The sequence below is a fragment of the Streptomyces pseudoechinosporeus genome, assembly GCF_054783935.1.
Genome location: NZ_BAAGPS010000026.1, coordinates 86,418 through 106,714, shown reverse-complemented (window position 1 = coordinate 106,714; position 20,297 = coordinate 86,418). Strand labels below are relative to the sequence as shown.

The 20,297-nt window shown below is 68.3% G+C and carries 19 protein-coding genes and 2 pseudogenes; 8 read left to right on the top strand and 13 right to left on the bottom strand.

The genetic code is table 11. The features are described 5' to 3' along the window. The first annotated feature begins 106 nt into the window (after positions 1 to 106). The 3 genes and pseudogenes from ACYVO6_RS28090 to ACYVO6_RS28080 form a co-directional block, all read left to right on the top strand. Entirely contained in the window at positions 107 to 1,330 is a 1,224-nt protein-coding gene (locus tag ACYVO6_RS28090) for an AAA family ATPase (RefSeq protein ID WP_461065883.1), read from the top strand. Further along, the gene (locus tag ACYVO6_RS28085; RefSeq protein WP_461065881.1) at positions 1,327 to 2,001 is read left to right on the top strand and encodes a hypothetical protein; all 675 of its coding nucleotides are present in this window, start codon (positions 1,327 to 1,329) and stop codon (positions 1,999 to 2,001) included. Before ACYVO6_RS28090 ends, ACYVO6_RS28085 begins: the two co-directional genes overlap by 4 nt. 251 nt (positions 2,002 to 2,252) lie before the next feature. Further along, positions 2,253 to 2,528: pseudogene (locus ACYVO6_RS28080) on the top strand (flavoprotein); the annotation flags it as partial. Positions 2,529 to 2,547: 19 nt separating this feature from the next. Here the strand turns inward: ACYVO6_RS28080 and ACYVO6_RS28075 are convergent. The 4 genes from ACYVO6_RS28075 to ACYVO6_RS28060 all read right to left on the bottom strand — a co-directional run bounded on the left by ACYVO6_RS28075 (position 2,548) and on the right by ACYVO6_RS28060 (position 5,621). Further along, positions 2,548 to 2,943, bottom strand: coding sequence for a hypothetical protein (locus tag ACYVO6_RS28075; protein WP_461065879.1), 396 nt, complete (start codon positions 2,941 to 2,943; stop codon positions 2,548 to 2,550). 25 nt (positions 2,944 to 2,968) lie between these two features. Then, the gene (locus ACYVO6_RS28070) at positions 2,969 to 4,543 is read right to left on the bottom strand and encodes a hypothetical protein (protein ID WP_461065877.1); all 1,575 of its coding nucleotides are present in this window, start codon (positions 4,541 to 4,543) and stop codon (positions 2,969 to 2,971) included. Between the two features lie 403 nt (positions 4,544 to 4,946). Beyond that, positions 4,947 to 5,102, bottom strand: coding sequence for a DUF7144 family membrane protein (locus ACYVO6_RS28065; protein WP_461065875.1), 156 nt, complete (start codon positions 5,100 to 5,102; stop codon positions 4,947 to 4,949). A 249-nt stretch (positions 5,103 to 5,351) separates the two neighbouring features. Next, entirely contained in the window at positions 5,352 to 5,621 is a 270-nt protein-coding gene (locus ACYVO6_RS28060) for a hypothetical protein (RefSeq protein ID WP_461065873.1), read from the bottom strand. Between the two features lie 243 nt (positions 5,622 to 5,864). On the opposite strand from ACYVO6_RS28060, the gene ACYVO6_RS28055 reads away from it, so the two are divergent. The 4 genes from ACYVO6_RS28055 (at position 5,865) to ACYVO6_RS28040 (ending at position 9,550) form a co-directional block, all read left to right on the top strand. Beyond that, positions 5,865 to 7,265 carry a DUF2252 domain-containing protein gene (locus ACYVO6_RS28055; protein ID WP_461065871.1) on the top strand — a complete coding sequence of 467 codons (1,401 nt, stop codon included), beginning with the start codon at positions 5,865 to 5,867 and terminating at the stop codon, positions 7,263 to 7,265. A 24-nt stretch (positions 7,266 to 7,289) separates the two neighbouring features. Beyond that, on the top strand, positions 7,290 to 7,706 hold the full coding sequence (locus tag ACYVO6_RS28050) for an SHOCT domain-containing protein (protein ID WP_461065869.1): 417 nt from the start codon (positions 7,290 to 7,292) through the stop codon (positions 7,704 to 7,706). A 372-nt stretch (positions 7,707 to 8,078) separates the two neighbouring features. Continuing rightward, positions 8,079 to 8,630 carry an HIT family protein gene (locus ACYVO6_RS28045; RefSeq protein ID WP_461065867.1) on the top strand — a complete coding sequence of 184 codons (552 nt, stop codon included), beginning with the start codon at positions 8,079 to 8,081 and terminating at the stop codon, positions 8,628 to 8,630. A gap of 128 nt (positions 8,631 to 8,758) precedes the next feature. Further along, positions 8,759 to 9,550 carry a phosphotransferase family protein gene (locus ACYVO6_RS28040; RefSeq protein WP_461065865.1) on the top strand — a complete coding sequence of 264 codons (792 nt, stop codon included), beginning with the start codon at positions 8,759 to 8,761 and terminating at the stop codon, positions 9,548 to 9,550. Between the two features lie 167 nt (positions 9,551 to 9,717). Here ACYVO6_RS28040 and ACYVO6_RS28035 read toward each other — a convergent pair whose 3' ends face one another. The 3 genes from ACYVO6_RS28035 to ACYVO6_RS28025 all read right to left on the bottom strand — a co-directional run bounded on the left by ACYVO6_RS28035 (position 9,718) and on the right by ACYVO6_RS28025 (position 12,220). Next, entirely contained in the window at positions 9,718 to 10,632 is a 915-nt protein-coding gene (locus ACYVO6_RS28035) for an aminoglycoside phosphotransferase family protein (protein ID WP_461065993.1), read from the bottom strand. A gap of 86 nt (positions 10,633 to 10,718) precedes the next feature. Further along, entirely contained in the window at positions 10,719 to 11,696 is a 978-nt protein-coding gene (locus ACYVO6_RS28030; protein WP_461065863.1) for a phosphotransferase, read from the bottom strand. Between the two features lie 50 nt (positions 11,697 to 11,746). Further along, positions 11,747 to 12,220, bottom strand: a complete 474-nt coding sequence (locus tag ACYVO6_RS28025) for an HIT family protein (RefSeq protein WP_461065861.1) — start codon at positions 12,218 to 12,220, stop codon at positions 11,747 to 11,749. Positions 12,221 to 12,378: 158 nt separating this feature from the next. Here ACYVO6_RS28025 and ACYVO6_RS28020 point away from each other — a divergent pair, with 158 nt between their 5' ends. Further along, complete coding sequence (locus ACYVO6_RS28020; RefSeq protein WP_461065859.1) at positions 12,379 to 12,903, top strand: AAA family ATPase; 525 nt, start codon at positions 12,379 to 12,381, stop codon at positions 12,901 to 12,903. A 159-nt stretch (positions 12,904 to 13,062) separates the two neighbouring features. Here the strand turns inward: ACYVO6_RS28020 and ACYVO6_RS28015 are convergent. The 6 genes and pseudogenes from ACYVO6_RS28015 to ACYVO6_RS27990 all read right to left on the bottom strand — a co-directional run. Further along, a pseudogene (locus ACYVO6_RS28015) lies at positions 13,063 to 13,701 on the bottom strand (phosphotransferase); the annotation flags it as partial. A gap of 208 nt (positions 13,702 to 13,909) precedes the next feature. Further along, entirely contained in the window at positions 13,910 to 15,538 is a 1,629-nt protein-coding gene (locus ACYVO6_RS28010; RefSeq protein WP_461065857.1) for a glycoside hydrolase family 13 protein, read from the bottom strand. Between the two features lie 59 nt (positions 15,539 to 15,597). Continuing rightward, complete coding sequence (locus tag ACYVO6_RS28005; RefSeq protein WP_461065855.1) at positions 15,598 to 16,497, bottom strand: carbohydrate ABC transporter permease; 900 nt, start codon at positions 16,495 to 16,497, stop codon at positions 15,598 to 15,600. Then, the gene (locus ACYVO6_RS28000) at positions 16,494 to 17,504 is read right to left on the bottom strand and encodes a carbohydrate ABC transporter permease (protein ID WP_461065991.1); all 1,011 of its coding nucleotides are present in this window, start codon (positions 17,502 to 17,504) and stop codon (positions 16,494 to 16,496) included. The genes ACYVO6_RS28005 and ACYVO6_RS28000 overlap by 4 nt, the downstream gene beginning before the upstream one ends. A 225-nt stretch (positions 17,505 to 17,729) precedes the next feature. After that, on the bottom strand, positions 17,730 to 18,974 hold the full coding sequence (locus ACYVO6_RS27995) for a sugar ABC transporter substrate-binding protein (protein WP_461065853.1): 1,245 nt from the start codon (positions 18,972 to 18,974) through the stop codon (positions 17,730 to 17,732). Positions 18,975 to 19,196: 222 nt separating this feature from the next. Then, a complete protein-coding gene (locus tag ACYVO6_RS27990; protein ID WP_461065851.1) occupies positions 19,197 to 20,270 on the bottom strand; it encodes a LacI family DNA-binding transcriptional regulator in 1,074 nt (357 codons plus the stop codon). Between the last annotated feature and the right edge of the window lie 27 nt (positions 20,271 to 20,297).

The window sequence follows — 20,297 nt, the reverse complement described above, 5'->3', positions numbered from 1 at the left end:
GGCTTCGTTGCAGGAGAGCTTGGCTGTCAGTCGGAGCCCCTACGCTGCTTTGACCCAGTGCGCCCACTTTCCCACTCCGGTATCACCCACCCGATAGGTTCATCCCATGCCCGGCCGCCTCTTGGAACTCCACGTCGAGAACTTCCGCAGCCTGCGAGACGTGACCATCCCTCTCGGTCCGCTGACTGTGCTCGTGGGCCCGAACGGGGTCGGCAAGTCCAATGTGCTGAAGGTTTTCGACTTCCTCGCCGCGATCATTCGCACAGATCTTCAGCCGGCTCTCGACGAACAGGGTGGCTTCGACGAAGTGGCCTTCTGGGGTGGTGAAAAGCCTCCGACCTCGCTGAAGATCCATCTCAAGGCCACCTGGACGACCCATGCGAGTCTCAAGGCGCCGGACGAGTACTCGCTGACCATTCGCAGGCGCTCCGCGCCGAGCAAGCGCGACTCCTACACCCTGTCACGCGAGGAGAGCTTCCAGTTCAAGCGCACACAGGGCCGAGGACGGCGTATCACGATCTCGGGCGGAGAGGCCCGTGTGGTCGACGATCGCGCAGGCCGGGAGTCGGACGGCGGCAGCTTCGGCATCCAGCGGCTGAGCAGCGGACTGTCGACGCTGCCGCGCCTTGGCCGCTCTGACGGCGGCGAGGAGGTGACGCGTGTGGCCGAGCGTCTCTCCTCGTTCCGGGTGTTCGATGTGAATGTGGCCGCCGCGCGTCAACCGACCAGGGCGCGCTCCACGCTCGCCGGCCGTCTGGAACCGCATGCGGAGAACCTGGCGGCCTTTCTTGTCCAACTCAGCGCCAACGAGGAACTCTGGAGCCTTCTGACGGAGGACGCGCGCCGACTGCTGCCACAACTGGAGGCCATCGAATTCGAGCAAGTCGGGGGCTATGCGGATCGACTTGCTGTCGTACTTCATGAACGAGGCCTCCGCCGTACCACCCCGCTGGCCGACGCGTCATACGGCACAGTTCGCCTTCTGGGCTTGCTGGCCATGCTCTACGACCCTCACCCACCGGCGCTTACCTGCGTTGAGGAGATCGACCACGGTCTGCACCCTCAAGCCCTCGAACTCATCGTGGAGCGGCTACGCGAGGCATCCGAACGGACTCAGCTGATCGTGGCCACGCACTCTCCGGCACTCGTTGACCGCCTGGAGCCCCGGGAGTTCCTAGTCTGCGACCGTGACGAGGACGGCGCTTCCATCATCCCGGCGCTCTCGATGGACGAGGTCAAGGCAATCGTTGCGGAGACAGGGGACCAGCCACTGGGTGAGCTGTGGTTCTCCGGCGTGCTGGGCGGCGACCTGACAGGGGACGAACTGTGAGCCGCAGAGGCATAAAGAAGGCATCCGGCAGGGGGATCGTCGTCCTTGCGGGCGAAAGCTCCAATGACCGTCGCATACTGGCTGCCTTCATCAAGGCCGCCTACCCGGACCTTGCTGCTGCCGTAGTTCTCACCGAGATCACCGACCCGGTGCGGCTGCGGAAGAAGTCGGGCATCGAACTGGCGACGGCCGCGAACACCTTGGTGAAGAAGGCACGCGGCAAAGCCAAGTTGAAGGAGGCGGAGTTCGTGGGCATCGCTGTCCACGAAGACATGGATGCCTGCCCCGGTCCGGCCTACGACAGCGCGCGTCGAACCGTCTCCGTGGCACTGGCCAAAGCATCTGGAGAAGGTTCGTCCGTCTACGCTCTCGCCGCCGCCGAGTCCGAAGCGTGGCTCATGCTGTTCCCCGACGCGTTCCCTCTTCACAGGCCGTCTTGGAAGCTTCCCGCCTCGTGGCGCGGCAAAGACACGGGCCGACGCCAGACCCCCAAGGAAGACCTCGCAACCGAGCTCCAGTGCCCGCGCTACCGGGAGAGCGACGGGCCGGAGATCGCCTCCAAGGCTCTGGCCCACGGACTGATCAACGAGCCCATAGGATCGAACCGTTCGTACAGCGAGTTCGTCGCGGACCTGGCCAAGTGGCCGGTTCCTCCTCGCTCGGTCCGATGAGGAACCTGGTTCGCTTCTCTGCCTGCCATTCGCCCAGTCTCAGTCGGAGGGCTCCTCGGAGCCTGTCGCCGCCATGGGTGACTCACCACAGGTAGTCGGCGGAACCGTCAAGTCGAGCCGAGGAGTTAGCCAGCCGTCAGCGTGACTGCCTCGGGAATGGCGTCGAACGCCTCGTCGACGCGGGCGGCGAGGGTAGTGCGGCCGCCCTTGCCGCGGCTGCCGGATCCCTTGCCGCGCCCGGCAGTCCAGTCAACACGGTCAACAAGTGGGCCGTCGGTATCTCCGACACCCTCGCCCTGGGCATCCTGTGCGAGGCGTACGGCATGGACATCCCCACCGCCGTCCTGCCTTACCTGAACGCGGCCCAGGCCGCCCACCCCGCATACCGGGAGAGCCTGGAGCGGCTGGGCGGGATGGGAGTCCTGATCGGTAGCTACGAGCCACATCGCCCCAAGGCGGGCGGTGGCGCGGATCTCTTTCGTTGGGAGGAAGCCTTGGACCTGCTGGAGCCAAGGCTCGCTGGTTGAACCTGAGGGGCTGCGGTGGTCAGGAGCCGGGTAGCAGCGCCGTGACGGTGGACTGGACGAGCTGGGCGCCGGCGAGGAGGTTGGGGATGCCGCCGCAGCGTTCGACGAGGTTCTGGAGCATGTAGCGCAGAGTGCGGGGATCGCGGTCGGGTTCGTCGAGGTGCGGGGTGATCATGTCGAGGTCGCGCAGGGCGGCGTCCACTTCGGGGTACTGGCCGCGCAGTTCCTCCAGGCGCCGTCGCAGGTCGGTGATGCTCTCGCGGGCCTTGTCGACGGCTTCGTTGGTGATGTGGTTGGTCTGGGTGGCGTTCTGGGAGAACGGCGCGGCTTGGGCAGGGCCGGTCATGTGACCGTTGTTGATGATGCCGAAGTTGGGGCCGTTCGGGATCGGGTCGGGCTGGCGGCGGATGGCCATGCGGGGCTCCTGGCGGGCTCGTGGGTCAGTTCGTCATCGAGGGGTTGTTGGAGAACGGCGTGGCCTGTACGGGGCCGGTCATGGTGCCGCCGTTCATGACGCCGAAGTTGTAGATCGCGGTAGCCTGTTGCTGGTAGGCGGCGATGTCCACGTTGTGGTCGCGCAGGAAGATCTCGGTGGAGTCGAAGACGCGGCGCTGCATCATCTGCACGTAATAGCGGGCGTCGTCGTACATGTGCATGTCCTCGAGCCAGCGGACGCTGTAGACCTCGCGGAGGCTGACCGGTCCGCTGCCAGGGTCGAGTTCGGGGCGCTTGCGGGGCTTGCGCCGTATGAGCCGGTCGAGCCCGACGTAGATGTCGCCGAGGGCGTTGAAGGCGGTGCGGCCGAGCCACTTCAGACTGCGGAGGTCGGCGGAAGCGAGACCGGCGACCTGCGGGTTGAGCGGGCCCATGATGTGCGGGCGGACGGTGACACGCAGGAACCCGCCCTGATAGGCGAAGTGGACGAGTATGGCGGCGATGAGGTCGCCGTTCCAGGCGGTGACCCGGGCCCATATGTAGCGGCGGGCGATCTCCTCGGCGGGCTTGTCGCCGAGGTTGTCCACGGCGAGGGTGTGCAGGCTACGCCACATGTCGTCGTCGATCTGGTCCCACCGCTTGAAGTGGATGCCGGCGATGCCGATGACCTCCACACGCAGTTTCGGGTGATCACGGTGATGGGAGGGCGCCGGGTCGCCCAGGCGGCGTGCGATGTGGGCGTGCAACTGGGCGGCTGTGAAGTGCTTCAGCGGCTTACGGGCCACCGGCTTGTTGTGCTTGGCCAGCGCATCCAAGACGGCCTTGGCCACCTCCGCCATGTCGGGCTGGCCAGGGCTCTGCGCCGGTGAACTGAAGCCTGGAGGCAGCCCGGTGGTGTCATCTTCCTCGTCCTGGCCCTCAGGGGCGCGCTCGACGTCGATGCCGATGACCGCCTCGTGCCATGCCTGAAGACCTGCCCCGAGGAACCGGTGCCGTTCGCCGCTTGGGCCACGTTCGTGGAGATACGGCAGGGCGTGAGCCTGCACGGCCGCCGAAGGCGCGTGCAGTTCGCCGGCCAGCAGGGCGTTGAGCCGCACCTGCGCCAGGTAGCGATCGACGAGATAGACGCCCCACACGCCGGCCAGCAGGGCCAGGGCGGCCCAGCTCGCCGTCAGAGCGTCGGCGATGGTCTGCCAGACGACGAGCACGATCACTGCGGTGACGGCTAAGCGGCGTCTTCGCATGTGGCGGATGGCACGGTCGCTGGCGTGAAGGACGGGTTCCTGGTGGAACCCGTACACCGGTACCGGTCGCGCCGACTTCTTGATGCGGCGCCGGACCCAGACCGCGTAGTCCTCGCCAAGCACGACCGAGGGTGGCGTCGGTTCGGACGAGCTGAGCGGCTTCTCTTCATCCTTGGCGGGAAGCAGCCACCGCAGCCGTTTCCGCACGGCTGCCTTCAGCGCCTTCCACAGTTCTGCCAGTTGGGCGCGGAGTACGGCCAGCCAGTCCGTGCGGGCGAAGGCGGCGGCGCTCAATCGGCGGGTGACGCCCTCCGTGTACGCCCCGTGCCGGATCACTTCCCCGGCAACTTCCGCAGTCCCCAGAGGTACCGCGGGCGACGAGAAGATCGACTGGTGCTCCGCAAACGACAACTTCCACCCCCGTGTTTTCCGATGTCCGTCGGCGATGACGCAACGGCGGACGCAGGGGGCATCGTCTAAGCGCGCGGCAAGCGCCGCCATACCGCAAACCCGCACAAGCCGCGCATGGCGGTGCCTATGCCGAACATTGACCGAAAGGCGCCTGCGCGCAGCGGAGTTAGTGGAAGGCGCTTCGACTGCGTCGGCGGGTCCAGTTCGCGGTGGGTGACGGCGTCGGTCAGCAGGGCCTGTGAGCCGTGGCCGACCCGGTCGGCGTGTGTGAGGGGGCGGCCAGGGCGCCACCGGCGAGAGTGATGACTACGCCCATGATCAGATGGATTCAGCCCCATCCGGTGAGATCGAACTCGAACACGTAGTTGCGGGTGGCGACGAACACCTCGTCATCGGCGATGGCGGCGATGCCCGCGAAGAGCGTCATCGGGCCACCGAAGACCACCCAGCCGCTGCCGATACCGGTCCTCTCTGAACTCCGCACCGCCGCTCCCGAGCGGGCCCCACTCCATGACTGGTCATCGCCGGCTCCTTTGTGCCGTACGGCTGTGTCGTACGGCCCACACAGCCGCGCATTCGCGTTCGGCCGGTCGGGCACTTCCCATCTCGTCCTGTCGGGTGCGCTGCGCACCTCGGAGTGCCTGACGGGTAGCTCTTGATGAGTAGTTCGCAGACCATCTGTGCAGGCCAGGGGCTATATCGACGCGGTTGCGGGGGCAGGAGCCGCAGGGAATCACACACCCGGTCGTCGTGTATGTCGGTCCCGGCGCCGACGCACGGTAAAAGCACAGGCGAACATGCCGAGGCCCCAGGCGATCAGAAGGGCACCCCAGAGCGGCATGGTCACCTCTGGGATGAGAAGGCGGATCTTGGTACTCGCGCGGTTTTCGAAGATGAAGACCAGAGCGATCGCAGTGATCAGAACGAACGGTGTGAGGCGGCGGACACCGGGGCGGGAAAGGAATGGTGTGTGCGGCTTCTGGTCTGTGCTGGTCCGAGCCATGAGATGTCTCTCCATCACGTTGCCCCTTCATCCAGCGTCCTCTTCCAGCACGCGGCTCGCTACCGAAGGAGTGGCGGGACCGCGTGTTGCCACGGCGGCTCGGGGCCATCCCCTCGCAGGACGCCGATGGCGCCGATGGCCGAGATGCTGGCCTGTGCGGGCTGTGGAACGGTGGGAGAGGGCCGGGAGCGCCCGGATCGGGGCAGGTGCTCCACAGGGCCGCTCCGCCCAGGAGGTGGCGTCATGGCTGACCAGGTCGGCGGGAGGCTTCCGGAGGAACGGGCGGCGCGGGGCCGGGCGGCGCGGGCGGACGCGCCGCGCTCCGCTCACGCGGAGTACCAGCCCTCGGCGAAGCGACCGGACCCGGTGGACACCATCGAGGCGCAGTCGGCGGCCCGGCTGCCGGAACTCGTGCCCATCCGGTACGGGCGGATGCTGGAGTCCCCCTTCCGTTTCTACCGGGGTGCCGCCGCCATCATGGCCGGTGACCTGGCCGACACCCCCCGCTCGGGAATCACCGCGCAGCTCTGCGGGGACGCGCATCTGCTGAACTTCCGGCTGCTCGGCTCGCCCGAGCGGCATCTGGTGTTCGACATCAACGACTTCGACGAGACCCTGCCCGGCCCCTGGGAGTGGGACGTCAAGCGGCTGGCCGCCAGCCTGGCCATCGCCGGACGCGAGAATGGCTACACGGATGCCGAGCGGTCCTCCGTGGTGCGGGCCACCGTACGGTCTTACCGCGAGCGGATGCGCCACTTCGCCGGCCTGGGCAACCTCGCCGTCTGGTACACCCAGGCCGACGCGGACGTGCTGCGGGCGCTGGCGGACCGGAAGCTGGGAGCGCGGGGCCGTGAGCGTACCCGGCGGGCCATGGCCAAGGCCCGCGGCCGCGACAGCCTCCAGGCCTTCGAGAAGCTCACGCACGTGGTCGACGGCCGACGCAGGCTCGCCCCCGACCCGCCCCTGATCGTGCCGCTGCAGGACCTGCTGCCGGGCGTCGAGCGCGAAGCGCTGGAGGAGCAGTTGCGCGAACTGATCGAGCGGTACAGCCACAGCCTGCAGTCCGACCGCCGCCATCTGCTGCGGCAGTACCGGGTCGTCGACATGGCCCGCAAGGTCGTCGGGGTCGGCAGCGTCGGCACCCGCTGCTGGATCATCCTGCTGCTCGGCAGGGACGACGAGGATCCGCTGCTGCTCCAGGCCAAGGAAGCCGACCGGTCGGTGCTGGCCCCGTACGCCGGCACGAGCGCCTACGACAACCAGGGCCAACGTGTCGTCGCCGGGCAGCGCCTCATGCAGGCCGTCGGCGACATCTTCCTCGGCTGGGAACGCGTCACCGGCATCGACGGACGCCAACGCGACTTCTACGTACGCCAGTTGCGGGACTGGAAAGGCATCGCCGAACCTCAGCTCATGGTCCCCAAGGACATGCGCGCCTTCGGTGAACTCTGCGGCGCCACCCTCGCCCGCGCCCACGCCCGCTCCGGAGACCGCATCGCCATCGCCGCATACCTGGGTGCCGGAGATGTCTTCGACCGCGCACTCACCGAGTTCGCCGAGAGCTACGCCGACCAGAACGAACGCGACCACCAAGCCCTCACCGCCGCCGTACACGACGGCCGAGTCCCCGCCCACAACGCGTAACCCGTACCGCGCAGGAGGACGACTATGAGCAACGAGCTGTATCTGGCATACGACTATCCGCTCCTGGGCGCGTTCTGGACCATGATGTGGATCTTCCTGTGGATCCTGTGGATCGTCCTGCTGTTCCGCGTCATCGGCGATGTCTTCCTCGACGACTCGCTGAGTGGCTGGGGAAAGACGGGATGGACCTTCTTCGTGATCATCACGCCGTTCCTCGGAATCTTCGTGTACCTGATCGCCCGGGGTCGTGACATGGGCAAGCGTGAACAGCGGGCCGCCAGGGCACGGCAGGAGTCGCTCGAGGCGTACCTCGGGGGAACCGCCGCACGTTCGGGCACGGGTCATGCGGACGAGCTGGTCAAGCTCTCCGAACTCAAGAACAGCGGCGACATCACCGAGGCGGAGTTCCAGCACGCCAAGCAGAAGGTCCTGACGTCCTGACCCCGACCAGGGGCACTGAAAAGGGCGGGGTCCGAAGACCCTGCCCGAAGACCAAGAAATCCCAGCTCAGGGCCACACCAAGCAATACGGCTGATGCCCCGCCTCATGCAGCCGATGGCTGAAGTCCTGCCACTCATGCAGCGATTGGAAGAGGTGGGGTGCTGACCTGGGGTTTTTTGGCGGGATGTGCGTTGACCTGCGGGAACACCTCCCCGCAGTTCTCATCGGTCTACGCCGTTTCCCATGCTCATGTGCCCTGGATGTGCCCTGGACGTGCCTTCGGCCGGTCGGGACGCGCCCCCCCGCCCACGCTGATCTGGAAGCCGGCCACGGCGCCTTGTGCGGGATTTACCGCCTCGCCATACTCGGTGGATGATCACGCCCCGTGCCTCGCATCAACGCGTGACGAACTCCACGGAACGGCAGCGAGCTGACTTGGACGCCTACGAGGACAGAGCGCGTCGTGGGCCGTGCTTCGTGTGTGCCTTTGTCTCGGGGCACCCCGACTACGGGCATCACACGGTCTTCGAGGACGAGGACCACGTCGCCTTCCTCGACCGGTGGCCCACCCTGGCCGGCAAGGTCCTGGTCGCGCCGAAGAGGCATGTCGAGCATGTCGTTCGTGATCTCGACCAAGAGGCGTACGTCCGGCTCATGCTCGTCGTTCGGGAGGTCGCCCTCGCGGTGGAGGACTGCGTGGGAGCCGAGCGGACGTACCTGTACTCGCTGGGGAGCCAGCAGGGCAACGCGCATCTGCACTGGCACATCGCCGGCCTGCCGCCGGACGTGCCCTATGAGCAGCAGCAGTTCCACGCCCTGATGGCCGAAGGCGGTGTGCTGGCCATGAGCCCCGAGGAGTCCGTCGACATGGCCGCGCGTATCCGTGAACGCATCGCGGCCCGCGGCGGGCTCCGGGTGCTGTGACCGGATCTCAAGTCCCGGGAGCCCGGATACCGAGTGATTTCGCGACAGCCGCCCTGGACTCGTTGAGGCTGGTGCGCCGCGCGTCCCCTTCACCACTTGAGTCGCGGTCCGGAGCCGGAGTTCATGCCGTGCGCACGGTCGACGGCCAGGGCGCGTACCTCAAGGTCACTCCTGCCGTGCTGGGCCCGGAGGCGATCGCGGCGGCTCGGCGGGAGCTGCGGTTCTATCAGCGCCTCGCACCCCTCGCGCCGGTACGCACGCCGAGGCTCCTCGACCACCTGGACACTGAGGACGGCGTGGCCGTACTCCTTGAGGCGGCGGGCGAGGCCCATGAGCCCGGTGCGTGGACGGCACGCATGTGGGCCGACCTGGGCCGGGAGTTGGCAGGTCTGCACAGCATGCCGTTGCCTACGGAGGCGGAGTGGACCCGCCCCGACGCGCTGTGCGAGGATCTCGCCGATCCGGACCTGGAGCAGATCAATGCCTTCTGGGCCTCCACGCTCCCGCAGCTCCCCGAACTCCTCGCTCATCGAGCCGAGTTGGGGGACCAGATGGACGCCGTACCGCCGGTCTTCATCCACGGCGACTGCCACACGGACAATCTCGTGTACTCCCGCGGAGCCGGTTCCGTGGTCTTCTGCGACTGGCAGGCAGCCGGTATCGGCCGCCCCGCCTCCGATCTGGCGTTCCTCAGCGTTCGCGCCACACCTGCCGGCACGACGGTCCCTCAGGCGCTGATCGACGCGTACGTGGACAGTCGGCCGTGTGAACGCCACACGCTGCAGCGCGCGTTGCTGGCGGAGGAACTCGCGGTCTTCCTCTTGCTGTGGCCGTCCTTCGCCGCCTTCAACGGTGCCCTGGGGATCGCCCGCGTACGCCGAAGGACTCTCGAGCTCGCGGAGCGTTGGCTCGACGCGTGACAGCTCAGGAAAATCGCAATCGTCTGGGCGGACTCCGCCTACGCGGGCACCCTCGTCGACTGGGCGAAGAAGCAGCCGACTCGACGATCAGCACGGGCACCGATCGCCCCGGCCGTGATGGAGGCCGCTGCCTGACCAACATCCATCTCATCGCCGGCGCATCGTCCTCACGTCGATGACCGAAGCGAACCGTCCGCCAGGATGCGCTCCAAGGATCGGTGACCCATCCGACTCATGGCCGGGTTGCTTTCGACGTAGTACCAGACCAACCCCATCGCTTGAACGAAAGCCCACGCCCTGCCTCGCTCCCATTCAAGGTCGTCGCTGCCCAGGTGATCGCGGAGCACCTGCCGCGGCCCGGCCTCGAGCAGATGCCACGCGCTCACGAGATCCAGAGAAGGGTCAGCCGGCCCGAAGCCGCCAACGTCGAGAATCCCCGCCAGACGGCCGGCGGACACGAGCACGTTGCCAGGAATCAGATCGCAATGGGCCATGACGTCCTCAGCCGCACTTCGCGGCAGATCGCGCAAAGTTGCCCAGATGCGGCGCAGCCGAGGGACGTCCAGGAGTTGCTCACTGTGTCTGAAACAGGTCTCCATCCAGGCGTCATGGGTTTGCAGGTCGCCTCCTCGGCCTGTGCCGGCAAACGTGCGGCCATGCGTGTCGATCGCGCGTAGGTCGCCGATGAGATCGGCCAAGTCGTGGGCAAACGCCACCGATTCGCCGGGGTCCTCATCGTCGGCCACGATCCCGGGCAGCCACGTCTGCACCGACCACGGAAGCGGGTAGCCTGCGCCGGGTTCACCGAGCGCGACCGGCTCGGGCGTGGGGAAACGCGTGCGACCTGCCAGCTCTCGAGCTGCTTCCGCCTCGGACTCCAGCCAGCGCCGGGTCGGCTCGACGTCTGCGGACTCAAGAGGGAATCGAGCTGCGAACCGATCGCCGATGCGGAAGAGGGCGTTGACCGTACCCTGCGCCGCGATGCTCCTGACTGGCAGGCTCCGCCACTCAGGAAACTGCTGCTCGACCAACGTGCGCACCGTCTCAGGTGACACCGTCAGCTGGTTGGCGTGCATCTTCACGGTGAAAGCATCCGCGTCACGATCTTCAACTGCAACCTGTTTCTTGTCGCGCAACCTTGCCTGTCGGCAGCCCGGCATCAGCCACTTCACAGCCGTCGTCGCTGTCGTAGCCAGCGCAGTGAAGCGAGCCCCAACGTGGCCATCATGGTCACCAGGTGGGGATCGGCGGTCGGCCCGGCCGTGGCAGCGGCTCGCAGGAGGAATCCGGCGTGCAGTGCCAGCACTTCGTTGACCTGGACGGGGTCGAGAACGCGGGTGAGCGGGTGGTGCTCGGCGATCGGCTGCGGATCCACGCCGCTGAGGGAAGCACTGGACATCAACGTGACCGCGTCACAGTGGCGGGGGCCGATCCAGGCGTGCGGCCAGTCGACGACGAAGACGCGGTCCGCGGTCAGCATGATGTTGAACGGGTACAGGTCTCCGTGCAGGAGGGTGGAGCCATCCAGCGAAGCGTTCTCCTCCAACGCCGCGAGTTCGTCGAAGTGGCGGGCCGCCCACGACGACAGCTCTCCCACCTTGCCCCTGACTGAGGCATCGTCCGCCACCGCCAGCCATCCTCCAAGGCGCGGCTCGCCCAAGAGCGCCTCGTCCACGGGCGACGGCGTCAGTACCTCCGCCATGTCGGTCACCGCCGCGAGTACCCTGGCGAGTTCCTCCCGCTGCCACGGCTGCGCAGGCAGATGTCCCCGGATCTCCTCGAAGGCCAGTACCACCCAGGTGCCGTCGTCGTACGCGTCAAGCATCCGTGGGGCCGGCGCCTCCTCTGGAAGCTGCCCGGACACGGCGATCTCCCGGCGGTGGAAGTCCGCCACCGCCGGTGCCGTCAGCGAGTTCGTCGCCTTGACAAACGCACGCCTGCCGTTCGCCAAGCGCACTCGTGCGGCCAGGCCCTCGGAGAACCCGCCCGGCTGGCTGATCGCGTCGGCCACCGGGCTGCCGAGCAACCGCTCGATCCCGGCGGTCACCTCGCGCGGCATCGCCGCCCAGGTCATCCGCTGGCTGCCTGTGGCCACGGGCATGCCGTGGCCCGCCGGGACGAGGTGGTCTCCGGGATCGCGCTCCATCGTGAGTCTTCCCGTCTTCGGCGGATGGTGATGATTCCGCGCGAGGTGTCCTACGGCTGCTCCAAGACGCCCGCCGGCCCGACTCGACCCGCCGCCTCCAGAGCGGTGATTCCGCTACGGACCGCCAAAGCTGCCTCGTCGAGCAGATGACGTTCGTGTACCTGCCAGTCCGCCTCGATGCGGAACGGATCCCCCTTGAAGCGGGGGAAGACATGCAGATGGACGTGAAACACCTCCTGGAAGGCCGCCTCGCCATCGGCCAGGAAAAGATTGACTCCCTCGCACCGCAGACCGGACAGCGGCAGTGCGCGTCCGAGTCGGTGTGCCACCGTCCAGACCCGCGCTCCGAGGTCGTCCGGCAGATCTCCCAGTCCCACCGCATGTGACTTCGGGATGACGAGCAGGTGCCCCGGGGTCACGGGTTGGAGATCCATGAACGCGATGACCCATTCGTCCTCGAAGGCGATGCTCGCCTCGGCCTGACCTCTCGCGATCGCGCAGAAAACACATCCGTCGCCCGACAATCTGCCCCCTCAGTTCGAAGACGTGTCGTGCCCCTGAGGAGAACACGTGTGACCCGCCTGGCGCCGGTCGATTTCCCATGGCCTCGCGACGAAGCGCAAATTCTGGCTCCGGGTATTTCGGTCGACGTGACGATCCGGCACTGCCAGGCTGACGAATCGTGACCGCATACGAACTGTTGCTCATCGGTGGTGGGGCGGGCGTCGGCAAGACGACCGTCGCATGGGAGGTATCCGCAGCGTTGCAAGGGAGGGGAACGCCGCACTGTCTTATCGAGGGCGACTACATGGACCAGATCCATCCGGCCCCGGCCGACGACCCTCACCGCGCAGCCATCACGGAGCGGAACACCGCGGCGGTCTGGGCGAACTACGCCGCTCTCGGCCAGCATCGCCTCATCTACACGAACTCGGTGAGCATCCTGGAAGAGCCGATGATCAGCCGGGCCATGGGCGGAAGCGAGGTCAGAGCCACCTGTGTCCTGCTCACGGCTGAGGAGGCGACCGTGCGGGAACGGCTCGCGCAACGCGAGATCGGCTCGCAGCTCAACCCACACATAGAGCGGAGCCTGCGGCTGGCACGGCAACTGGACGAGGAGGCTCCGGCGGGCACTGCCCGTATCGCGACCGACGGCCGGTCGGTTCAGGACATCGCCGTACGAGCGCTCAAGGCGGCAGCTTGGTAGCGGTACGAGTGACGATCCGCCCGCCCGATCAGTGACGAGGCCCTGCGAGAGGCGAGCGGGCCCGCCCCACGGCTCGGGTCCCGAGGCCGACCCAGAGGTCCTCCGCTCGCTGGAGGCGTCGGGAATCGTGGTGCAGGTGGCCTGACTCCCGCCCCCGATTCAGGCTTGCTGCGCGACGTCCTCGGCCAGCTCGGCGAGGGTTCGCTCCGCCAGCGACCGCACCTCCGGCGTGCTGTCGGCCCCGGCGAGGGTGATCGCCGCCTTCCAGGCCGCCCAACCCTGGGCGCGGTGCCAGGTGTCCTGGTCCAGACCGGCCGCGCGGACGAACAGCGGACGCGTCTCGCGGTCGAACATCGTCCACGCGGCCACCAGGTCGCAGGCAGGGTCCCCGACGGCGGAGCAGCCGAAGTCGATGACCGCCGAGAGCCGTCCCTCGCTCAGCAGCAGGTTTCCGGGCGCGATGTCGCCGTGCAGCCACACCGGTGCTCCGATCCACGAAGACTCCGTGGCGCGGCGGACGCACCGCTCGCCCACCTCCCGCACCTCAAGCGCGAGCCCGGCGAGAGCCAGGATGGCCTCGTCGGCGTAGACCGTGAATTCGGCGCCACGCGAGAAGTTGTGCGTCCCCGGCGGCGGGGCGTCCTGCGTCGGCGCGGCGCGCAGGGCCGTCAGGAACTCGCCCAGGCCCACCGCGACAGCGACCAGATCGGCTTCCCCGGCACCGGCGCGGTTCAGCGTCTGCCCGGGGTACCAGGCGTACACCGACCACGGACCGTCGAACAGCGGGCCTGGCGCACCCTTGGCGACCGGCTTGCGTTGCTGTGGCCCTCAGCAGTCACCGCATCTCCCTCACGATCACAACTGTTCGCGGCGAGAGGTTGCCGCGCTTTGGAAGGGCGGAAGAGCCAGGGCCTGTCCGGTGGGCGGGGAGGGCACCGGACAGGCCCTGGCTGCCTCAGGGGGTGGATCGGGGCGGGCAGTTGTCCGGCGCTCTTTCCTGTGGTGGTTATACCGAGAGCCAGGCTGCCTGGTCAGGTGCCAGCAGGTCGTCTTCTACGGGGCCGCTGGAGAGCAGGATCGAGGCGTGTTCGGGGAGTGGGTACGGCTCGGCGGAGAGGTTGACCACGCAGGTGAAGCCGGGGGTGCGGTTGAAGGCGAGGACTCCGTCGGGGGTGTCCAGCCAGGTGAGGGTGCCGTCGCCGAGGGCGGGGTGTTCGCGGCGCAGGTGCAGGGCCGTGCGGTAGAGCTCCAGCATCGACGTCTTGGTCTTGTCGCCGGTCTGTGCCTGCACGGTGTGCTCGCCCCAGTTGGCGGGTTGGGGGAGCCAGGGGGCGGCGGAGGCGTCGTCGGGGCTGAAGCCGAAGGGGGTGGTCCGGCCGGACCAGGGGATCGGAACCCGGCAGCCGTCCCGGCCGCGGTCGGTGTGGGCGGAGCGTTCCCAGATGGGGTCCTGGAGGACGGATTCCGGGAGGTCCTCGACCTCGGGCAGGCCGAGTTCCTCGCCCTGGTAGACGTAGGCGCCGCCGGGGAGGCCGAGCATCAGCAGGGCCGCCGCGCGGGCGCGGCGGGTGCCGAGGGCCGGGTCGGGGGGTCCGTCGGGTCGGTAGGGCTCGGTGGGTGACCAGCGTCTGACCGTCTTGCGGGCGTAGCGGCTGGCGTGGCGCATGACGTCGTGGTTGGAGAGCACCCAGGTGGCCGGCGCGTCGACCGCGCTGAGGAGAGTGAGCGAGTCGTCGATGACCGTACGCAGGTCCTTCGGATCCCAACTGGCCATCAGAAAATCGAAGTTGAAGGCGGTGTGCAGGCCGTCCCCGCGGACGTAGGCGGCGAGGCGCTCCGGGGTGTCCGTCCAGGCTTCCGCCACGAACGCCCGGTCGCCCCCGTACTCGTCGGCCAGCCGGCGCCAGGTCCGGAAGATGTCGTGGACCTCATCGCGGTCCCAGTGCGGGTGTCCCGTGTCCTGGCGGGGTGGCAGGTCGGGCAGTTCGGGGTCCTTGATCAGGCCGTGCGCCACATCGATACGGAAGCCGTCCACGCCCCGGCTGAACCAGAACCGCAGGATCGACTCGAACTCCTCCCGCACTTCCGGGTGTTGCCAGTTGAGGTCGGGCTGCTCCGGAGCGAACAGGTGCAGGTACCACTCGCCGTCGGGCAGCCGGGTCCAGGCGGGGCCGCCGAAGATCGACACCCAGTTGTTGGGCGGCTGGGTGCCGTCGGGACCGCGGCCGGGGCGGAAGATGTAGCGCTCCCGCTCCGGGGTGCCGGGGCCGGCGGCCAGCGCCGCCTGGAACCAGGTGTGTTGGTGCGAGGTGTGGTTCGGGACGATGTCCGGGATGACGCGGATCCCGTACCCGTGTGCCTCCTCGATGAGCTGCTCGGCCTCAGCGACGGTGCCGAACAGCGGGTCGATCTCGCGGAAGTCGGCCACGTCGTAACCGTGGTCCGCCATCGGGGACTTGTACCAGGGGTTGATCCAGAGGGCGTCCACACCGAGCGACTTGAGGTACGGCAGACGGGAGCGGAGGCCGGCGATGTCGCCGACGCCGTCACCGTTGCCGTCGGCGAAGCTGCGGATATAGACCTGGTAGATGACGGCGCTGCGCCACCACGGTGCGGTGTTACCGGTTGTCGGCATGCGGTTGTGCGACTCCTTCGGTGGGGGCGCGGTGCGGGTCGCTACGGGTTCGCCCGCCGCTACTCCTTGACGGCTCCGGCGTTGGCGCCCCGGACGAAGTACCGCTGGAAGCAGAAGAACAGCACCGCCACCGGCAGCGTCGACAGCAGGGCCGCCGCCAGTTTCAGCGGGTACTGGGTGCCGCTGCCCAGGCCACCGGAGACGAACCGGGCCAGTCCGGTCGTCAGCGTCTCGTACTGGGCGGACTGGGTGGCGACCAGGAAGTGGGTGAACTCGTTCCAGGAGCCCTGGAACGACAGGATGGTCAGGGTGATCAGGGCGGGCCGGGCCATCGGCAGGACCACCGACCAGAAGGTGCGGAACACCCCGGCGCCGTCCACCCGCGCGGCTTCCTCCACTTCCCGCGGGATGGACTCGAAGAACTGCTTCATCAGGAAGATGCCGCCCGCGCCCACCAGCATCGGCAGGATCATGCCGGTGTAGGTGTCGAAGAGCCCGAGGGTGTTGAGCACCAGGAACCGCGGGATCAGCAGGGCGATGCCGGGCACCGCCATCACGGCGATGACGAAGCCGAACAGCAGCGTGCGTCCCCGGAAGCGCAGCCGGGCCAGCGCGTACCCGGCCATGGAGTCGAACAGCACATGCCCGGCCGTGGCCACGACGGCGATGAACGTCGAGTTGCCCAGCCAGCGCAGGAAGGGGACGCCGTCCCCGTTCTGGCTCAGCCCGAACAGTCGCTGGTAGGAGGCGGTCGTCGGCGGCGACGGGATCAGTCCGAGGGGGTGGGCCGCCGCGTCCGGGTCCGTCTTGAACCCGGTAACGAGCTGGATGACGAACGGCATCAGATACAGCAGCCCGAGCCCCAGCACGAGCGTGTATCCGAGTATCCGCAGGTGCGTCGGGTGCCGTCCGAGCACGGGGCGTTCCTGGGCCCGGACGGCCGTGGCCTTGGCCTTCATCGGTTCCTCCCGAGACGGAGACGGATACGGGAGCTGGGCCGGGGGGCGCGCTCGCGCAGCGCCCAGCGCTGCAGCACGGTCATGGCCAGGATCAGGGCGAGCAGGATGAAGGCGATGGCCGCGCCCTGGCCGAAGTCGCCGTCACCGAAACCCGCCGTGTAGGACAGGAAGGCGGGCGTCAGCGTCGTGTTGGCCGGGCCGCCCTGACTCACGACGTACACCTGGTCGAAGACCTGCCACGAGCCGATCAGGCCGAGCGTGAGGACGAAGAAGAGTACGGGTCGCAGGGCGGGCAGCGTCACATGGCGCAGCAGCTGCATACGGTTGACGCCTTCGATGGCGGCCGATTCTTCCAGTTCCCGGGGGACGTCCTGGAGGGCGGCCAGAAAGATCAGCATCAGGGTGCCGGACGTCGTCCACACGGCGAGCACGATGAGCGTGCACATCGCGACGGACGGCCCGGACAGCCACTCGAACCAGGAAAGGCCCATGAAGGAGTGGTCGGCCAGGAATCCCGAGGGCCTGTCGGGGTCGACGATGCCGAGGGCGCCGAGCAGGAGTGAGAGCACGCCGCGCGAGTCGGCGAACCAGTTGGGTCCCTTGATCCCGACCCAGGACAGCAGCGTGTTGACGGCGCCGCTGCCCTGGAACAGGAACAGGAAGATGGTGGAGACGGCGATGGAGCTGGTGACCGACGGGAAGTAGAACGTGGTGCGCAGGGCGCCCCGGGCGCGCAGCAGCCGCTGGTTGACGATCATGGCCAGGCCCAGCGCGAGGCAGGTCTGGAGCGGCACGGTGAGCAGCACGTAGTAGGCGGTGTTGCGCAGCGAGGTCGTGAACAGCGTGCGGTCCAGGCCGTCCTCGGTGAGGAGTGCGCGGTAGTTGCCGAGGCCCACGAACGTCGCCTGGCCGCTGAACGGGTTGGACTGGCCGTCCCAGTTCAGCAGGCTCACCCAAGCCGCCATCAGGATCGGCAGCACCAGGAACAGGCCGAGGATGATCACCATGGGGCTGACGAACAGCCAGCCCCAGAGTCCTTCCCGGCGGCGCCCCGCGCGCGGGGCAAGGTGTGCGCGGGGCGCCGCGTGCGGACCGGTCCCACCGGGCGTGTCAGGTGTGCCCGGTGAGCCGGCCGTTCGGGGGTCCGCAGCTGCGGACGCAGGGGTGGCGGTGGGGGTGGCGCCGCCGGGCGCCCGGCCCGAGCGGCGCGTCGGACGGGAAACCATGGCGGCTCATTCGCCCTTCGCCAGGGCTTGTTCGCCGTTGCGCTGCAGGTCGGCGAGGATCTTCGCCGGATCGCCGGTGCGCAGCGACTGAAGGCCGGTGTTGAACTGGCCGAGGACCTTCTCGAAGCCGGGTATGGTCACCGGGCCCTGGGCGTAGGCGTTCGCGTCGACCCATGCCTTGGCGTCGGGCACCTTGTCGGCGTAGGTGGCCTGGGCGCTGGTGCGCGAGGGCATCACGCCGAAGGCGTCGGCGAACTTCAGCTGCTGCTCGCTGGTGGTGAGGTACTGGACCAGGTCCACGGCGGCTGCCTGGTGGCTGCTGTCGGTGGCTACACCCCAGCAGGTGCTGAAGGCGAGCGAGCCCTTCCCTGCTGGTCCTTCGGGCAGGGGCACGGCCTTGTACTTGATGTCCGGGAAGTCGAGCTTCATGGCGCCGGTGAGCCAGTTGCCCTCGATGGTCATGGCGGCCTTGCCCTTGCCGAACGCCTCACCGCCCCAGGCGGTGTCGACCTGCTTGGCGTACTTCAGGGAGCCATCCTTCAGCAGCGACTGCACATAGGTGAGCGCTTCGATGTTCTGGCTGCTGTCGGCGGTCATCTTCGTCTGGCCGGCGTTGGTGATCGCACCGCCGGCCTCCTTCATGAAGGCGCCGAGCCGCACGTACTCGTCGTTGGTCACCAGGCCCGTGACATCACCGCTGGTGAGCTTGGCCGCGACGGTCTTCAGCTCGGCCCAGGTGGTCGGGTAGTCCTTGTCCGTCAGCCCGGCCTTCTTCCACAGGTCGGTGTTGATCGCCAGGGCGAGCGTGGAGGTGTCCTTGGGCAGACACATCAGCTTCCCGTCGTAGGTGAAGGACGACCGCAGCGGCGCGGCGAAGTCGTCGACGTCCTTCACCTGGTCGCCGTAGGCGTAGAGGGAGCCGCCCTTGGCGTAGTTGGCGAACAGGTCGGACGGAACGTAGAAGACGTCCGGCGGCTTGCTCCCGGCGAATGACTGCGTGAGCTGCTGGTTGAGATCCTTGGCGAGCTCCACGGTCACCGTGTTGCCGGACTGCTTCGCGTACGCGGCCGCCGCCTCCCTGACGGCCTTGGTCTCGGCGTCGCCCGAGGTGCCGATGAGGACCGTCAGTTTCTGGCCGGAGCCGGTGTCCTGCTGTGCTTCCTTGTCGCCGCCGAAACTCGACGAGCAGCCTGTGGCGGCCAGCAGCGCCGCGCAGGTGACGATGGCCGCGGTGGCCTTTCGGTTGACCATGGAATTCCTCCGTGGGATACGGGTGTTACGTGCGGCTCCACCCGGTCCGCGCGGGATGCGGGTCCGGGGTGAGGGGAGGAGAGGGAGAAGTCTCGAAGATGAAGGGGGGCCGGGCAGACTGGTCGCCCGGCCTGGCGGCTGCTGTCCGGGGCAAGGGAGGGGGCGCCGGAGCGGGCTGCCTGGTCAGGGCGGCTGCACTCGGCTACGGGCGCCCAGCGGCTGCTACTCGGCTAACTCGGTCGCGTCCGCGGTGCCGTCGCCCGCTGCGCCGCTGCTGTCGCGCACGACCAGCGACGGCTCCAGCAGCAAGCGCTCCGGGGCCGCGTCGGGGGCGGCGATCCGCGCCAACAGCAGCCGTACGCACTCCCGGCCGACCTCCTCCAGCGGCTGGGCGACGGAGGTCAGCGCGGGGAAGAGGTTCTCGGCGGTCGGCGAGTCGTCGAAGCCGACCACGGCGACATCGCGGCCGGGGGCGGCGCCGCGCTCGCGCAGCGTCTGGTAGCAGCCGAGGGCCAGCATGTCGCTGGCCGCGATCACGGCGGTCGCGCCCGCGTCCAGGAGCGGTTTCACGGCGGTGCGGGCCGCGTCGATGTCACCCACCGTCTGCGCGCGCCGCCCGCGGGTCGGCAGTCCGTGCCGACGCATGGCCCGCTGCCAGCCCTCGGCACGGTCGTCACCGGAGCCGGAGCCGCGTTCCCAGCCCAGGAAGGCGATCTTGCGATGCCCGAGGGCGACCAGGTGCTCGACCGCGGCGTCCGTGCCCGAGGCGCCGTCGACATCGACCCAGTCGCCGATCTGCCGCCCCGACCAGATCCGGCCGAAGGCGACGAACGGCACACCCCGTTTGGCGAGCCACGCCTGGCGCGGGTCGTTGCGGGCGGTGCCGCTGAGCACGAAGCCGTCGACCTCGTGCTGGTCCAGCAGTTCCTCGTACCCCTGAAGGGTCGGGCCGCCGGGCGGGCAGGCGAACAGCAGGATCCGGTATCCGGCCTCATCGGCGGCCTGCGACAAGGCGTGCAGGAACCGGTCCAGGACCGGGTTGCTGCTCAGTGTGGGCAGGATGCCGTAGCCGATCAGCTTGCTGGAGCGGGTGCGGAGCGTCTGCGCGGCGCGGCTGGGGCGGTAGCCCATCTCCTTGATCACGCGGCTTACCCGTTCCAGGGTCTCGGGCCGCAGCATGTCCGGTGAGTTGATCGCGTTCGACACGGTCTGCGGGGAGACCCCGGCCCGGCCGGCGACCATCGCGAGGGTCACCGGGCCGCTCTTGGCCGAGGAACTGTTCTTGGAGCGGGGCATGCGGCTCTCCGGCTTGCTGAGGAGATG

Excerpts from the sequence above, each read along its gene's own strand:
- ACYVO6_RS28060 (WP_461065873.1), bottom strand. The coding sequence starts at position 5,621 with ATGGCTCGGACCAGCACAGACCAGAAGCCGCACACACCATTCCTTTCC.
- ACYVO6_RS28055 (WP_461065871.1), top strand. The coding sequence starts at position 5,865 with ATGGCTGACCAGGTCGGCGGGAGGCTTCCGGAGGAACGGGCGGCGCGG.
- ACYVO6_RS28000 (WP_461065991.1), bottom strand. The coding sequence starts at position 17,504 with ATGGTGATCATCCTCGGCCTGTTCCTGGTGCTGCCGATCCTGATGGCG.
- ACYVO6_RS27995 (WP_461065853.1), bottom strand. The coding sequence starts at position 18,974 with ATGGTCAACCGAAAGGCCACCGCGGCCATCGTCACCTGCGCGGCGCTG.
- ACYVO6_RS28030 (WP_461065863.1), bottom strand. The coding sequence starts at position 11,696 with ATGGAGCGCGATCCCGGAGACCACCTCGTCCCGGCGGGCCACGGCATG.
- ACYVO6_RS28045 (WP_461065867.1), top strand. The coding sequence starts at position 8,079 with ATGATCACGCCCCGTGCCTCGCATCAACGCGTGACGAACTCCACGGAA.
- ACYVO6_RS28005 (WP_461065855.1), bottom strand. The coding sequence starts at position 16,497 with ATGAAGGCCAAGGCCACGGCCGTCCGGGCCCAGGAACGCCCCGTGCTC.
- ACYVO6_RS27990 (WP_461065851.1), bottom strand. The coding sequence starts at position 20,270 with ATGCCCCGCTCCAAGAACAGTTCCTCGGCCAAGAGCGGCCCGGTGACC.
- ACYVO6_RS28090 (WP_461065883.1), top strand. The coding sequence starts at position 107 with ATGCCCGGCCGCCTCTTGGAACTCCACGTCGAGAACTTCCGCAGCCTG.
- ACYVO6_RS28075 (WP_461065879.1), bottom strand. The coding sequence starts at position 2,943 with ATGGCCATCCGCCGCCAGCCCGACCCGATCCCGAACGGCCCCAACTTC.
- ACYVO6_RS28050 (WP_461065869.1), top strand. The coding sequence starts at position 7,290 with ATGAGCAACGAGCTGTATCTGGCATACGACTATCCGCTCCTGGGCGCG.
- ACYVO6_RS28010 (WP_461065857.1), bottom strand. The coding sequence starts at position 15,538 with ATGCCGACAACCGGTAACACCGCACCGTGGTGGCGCAGCGCCGTCATC.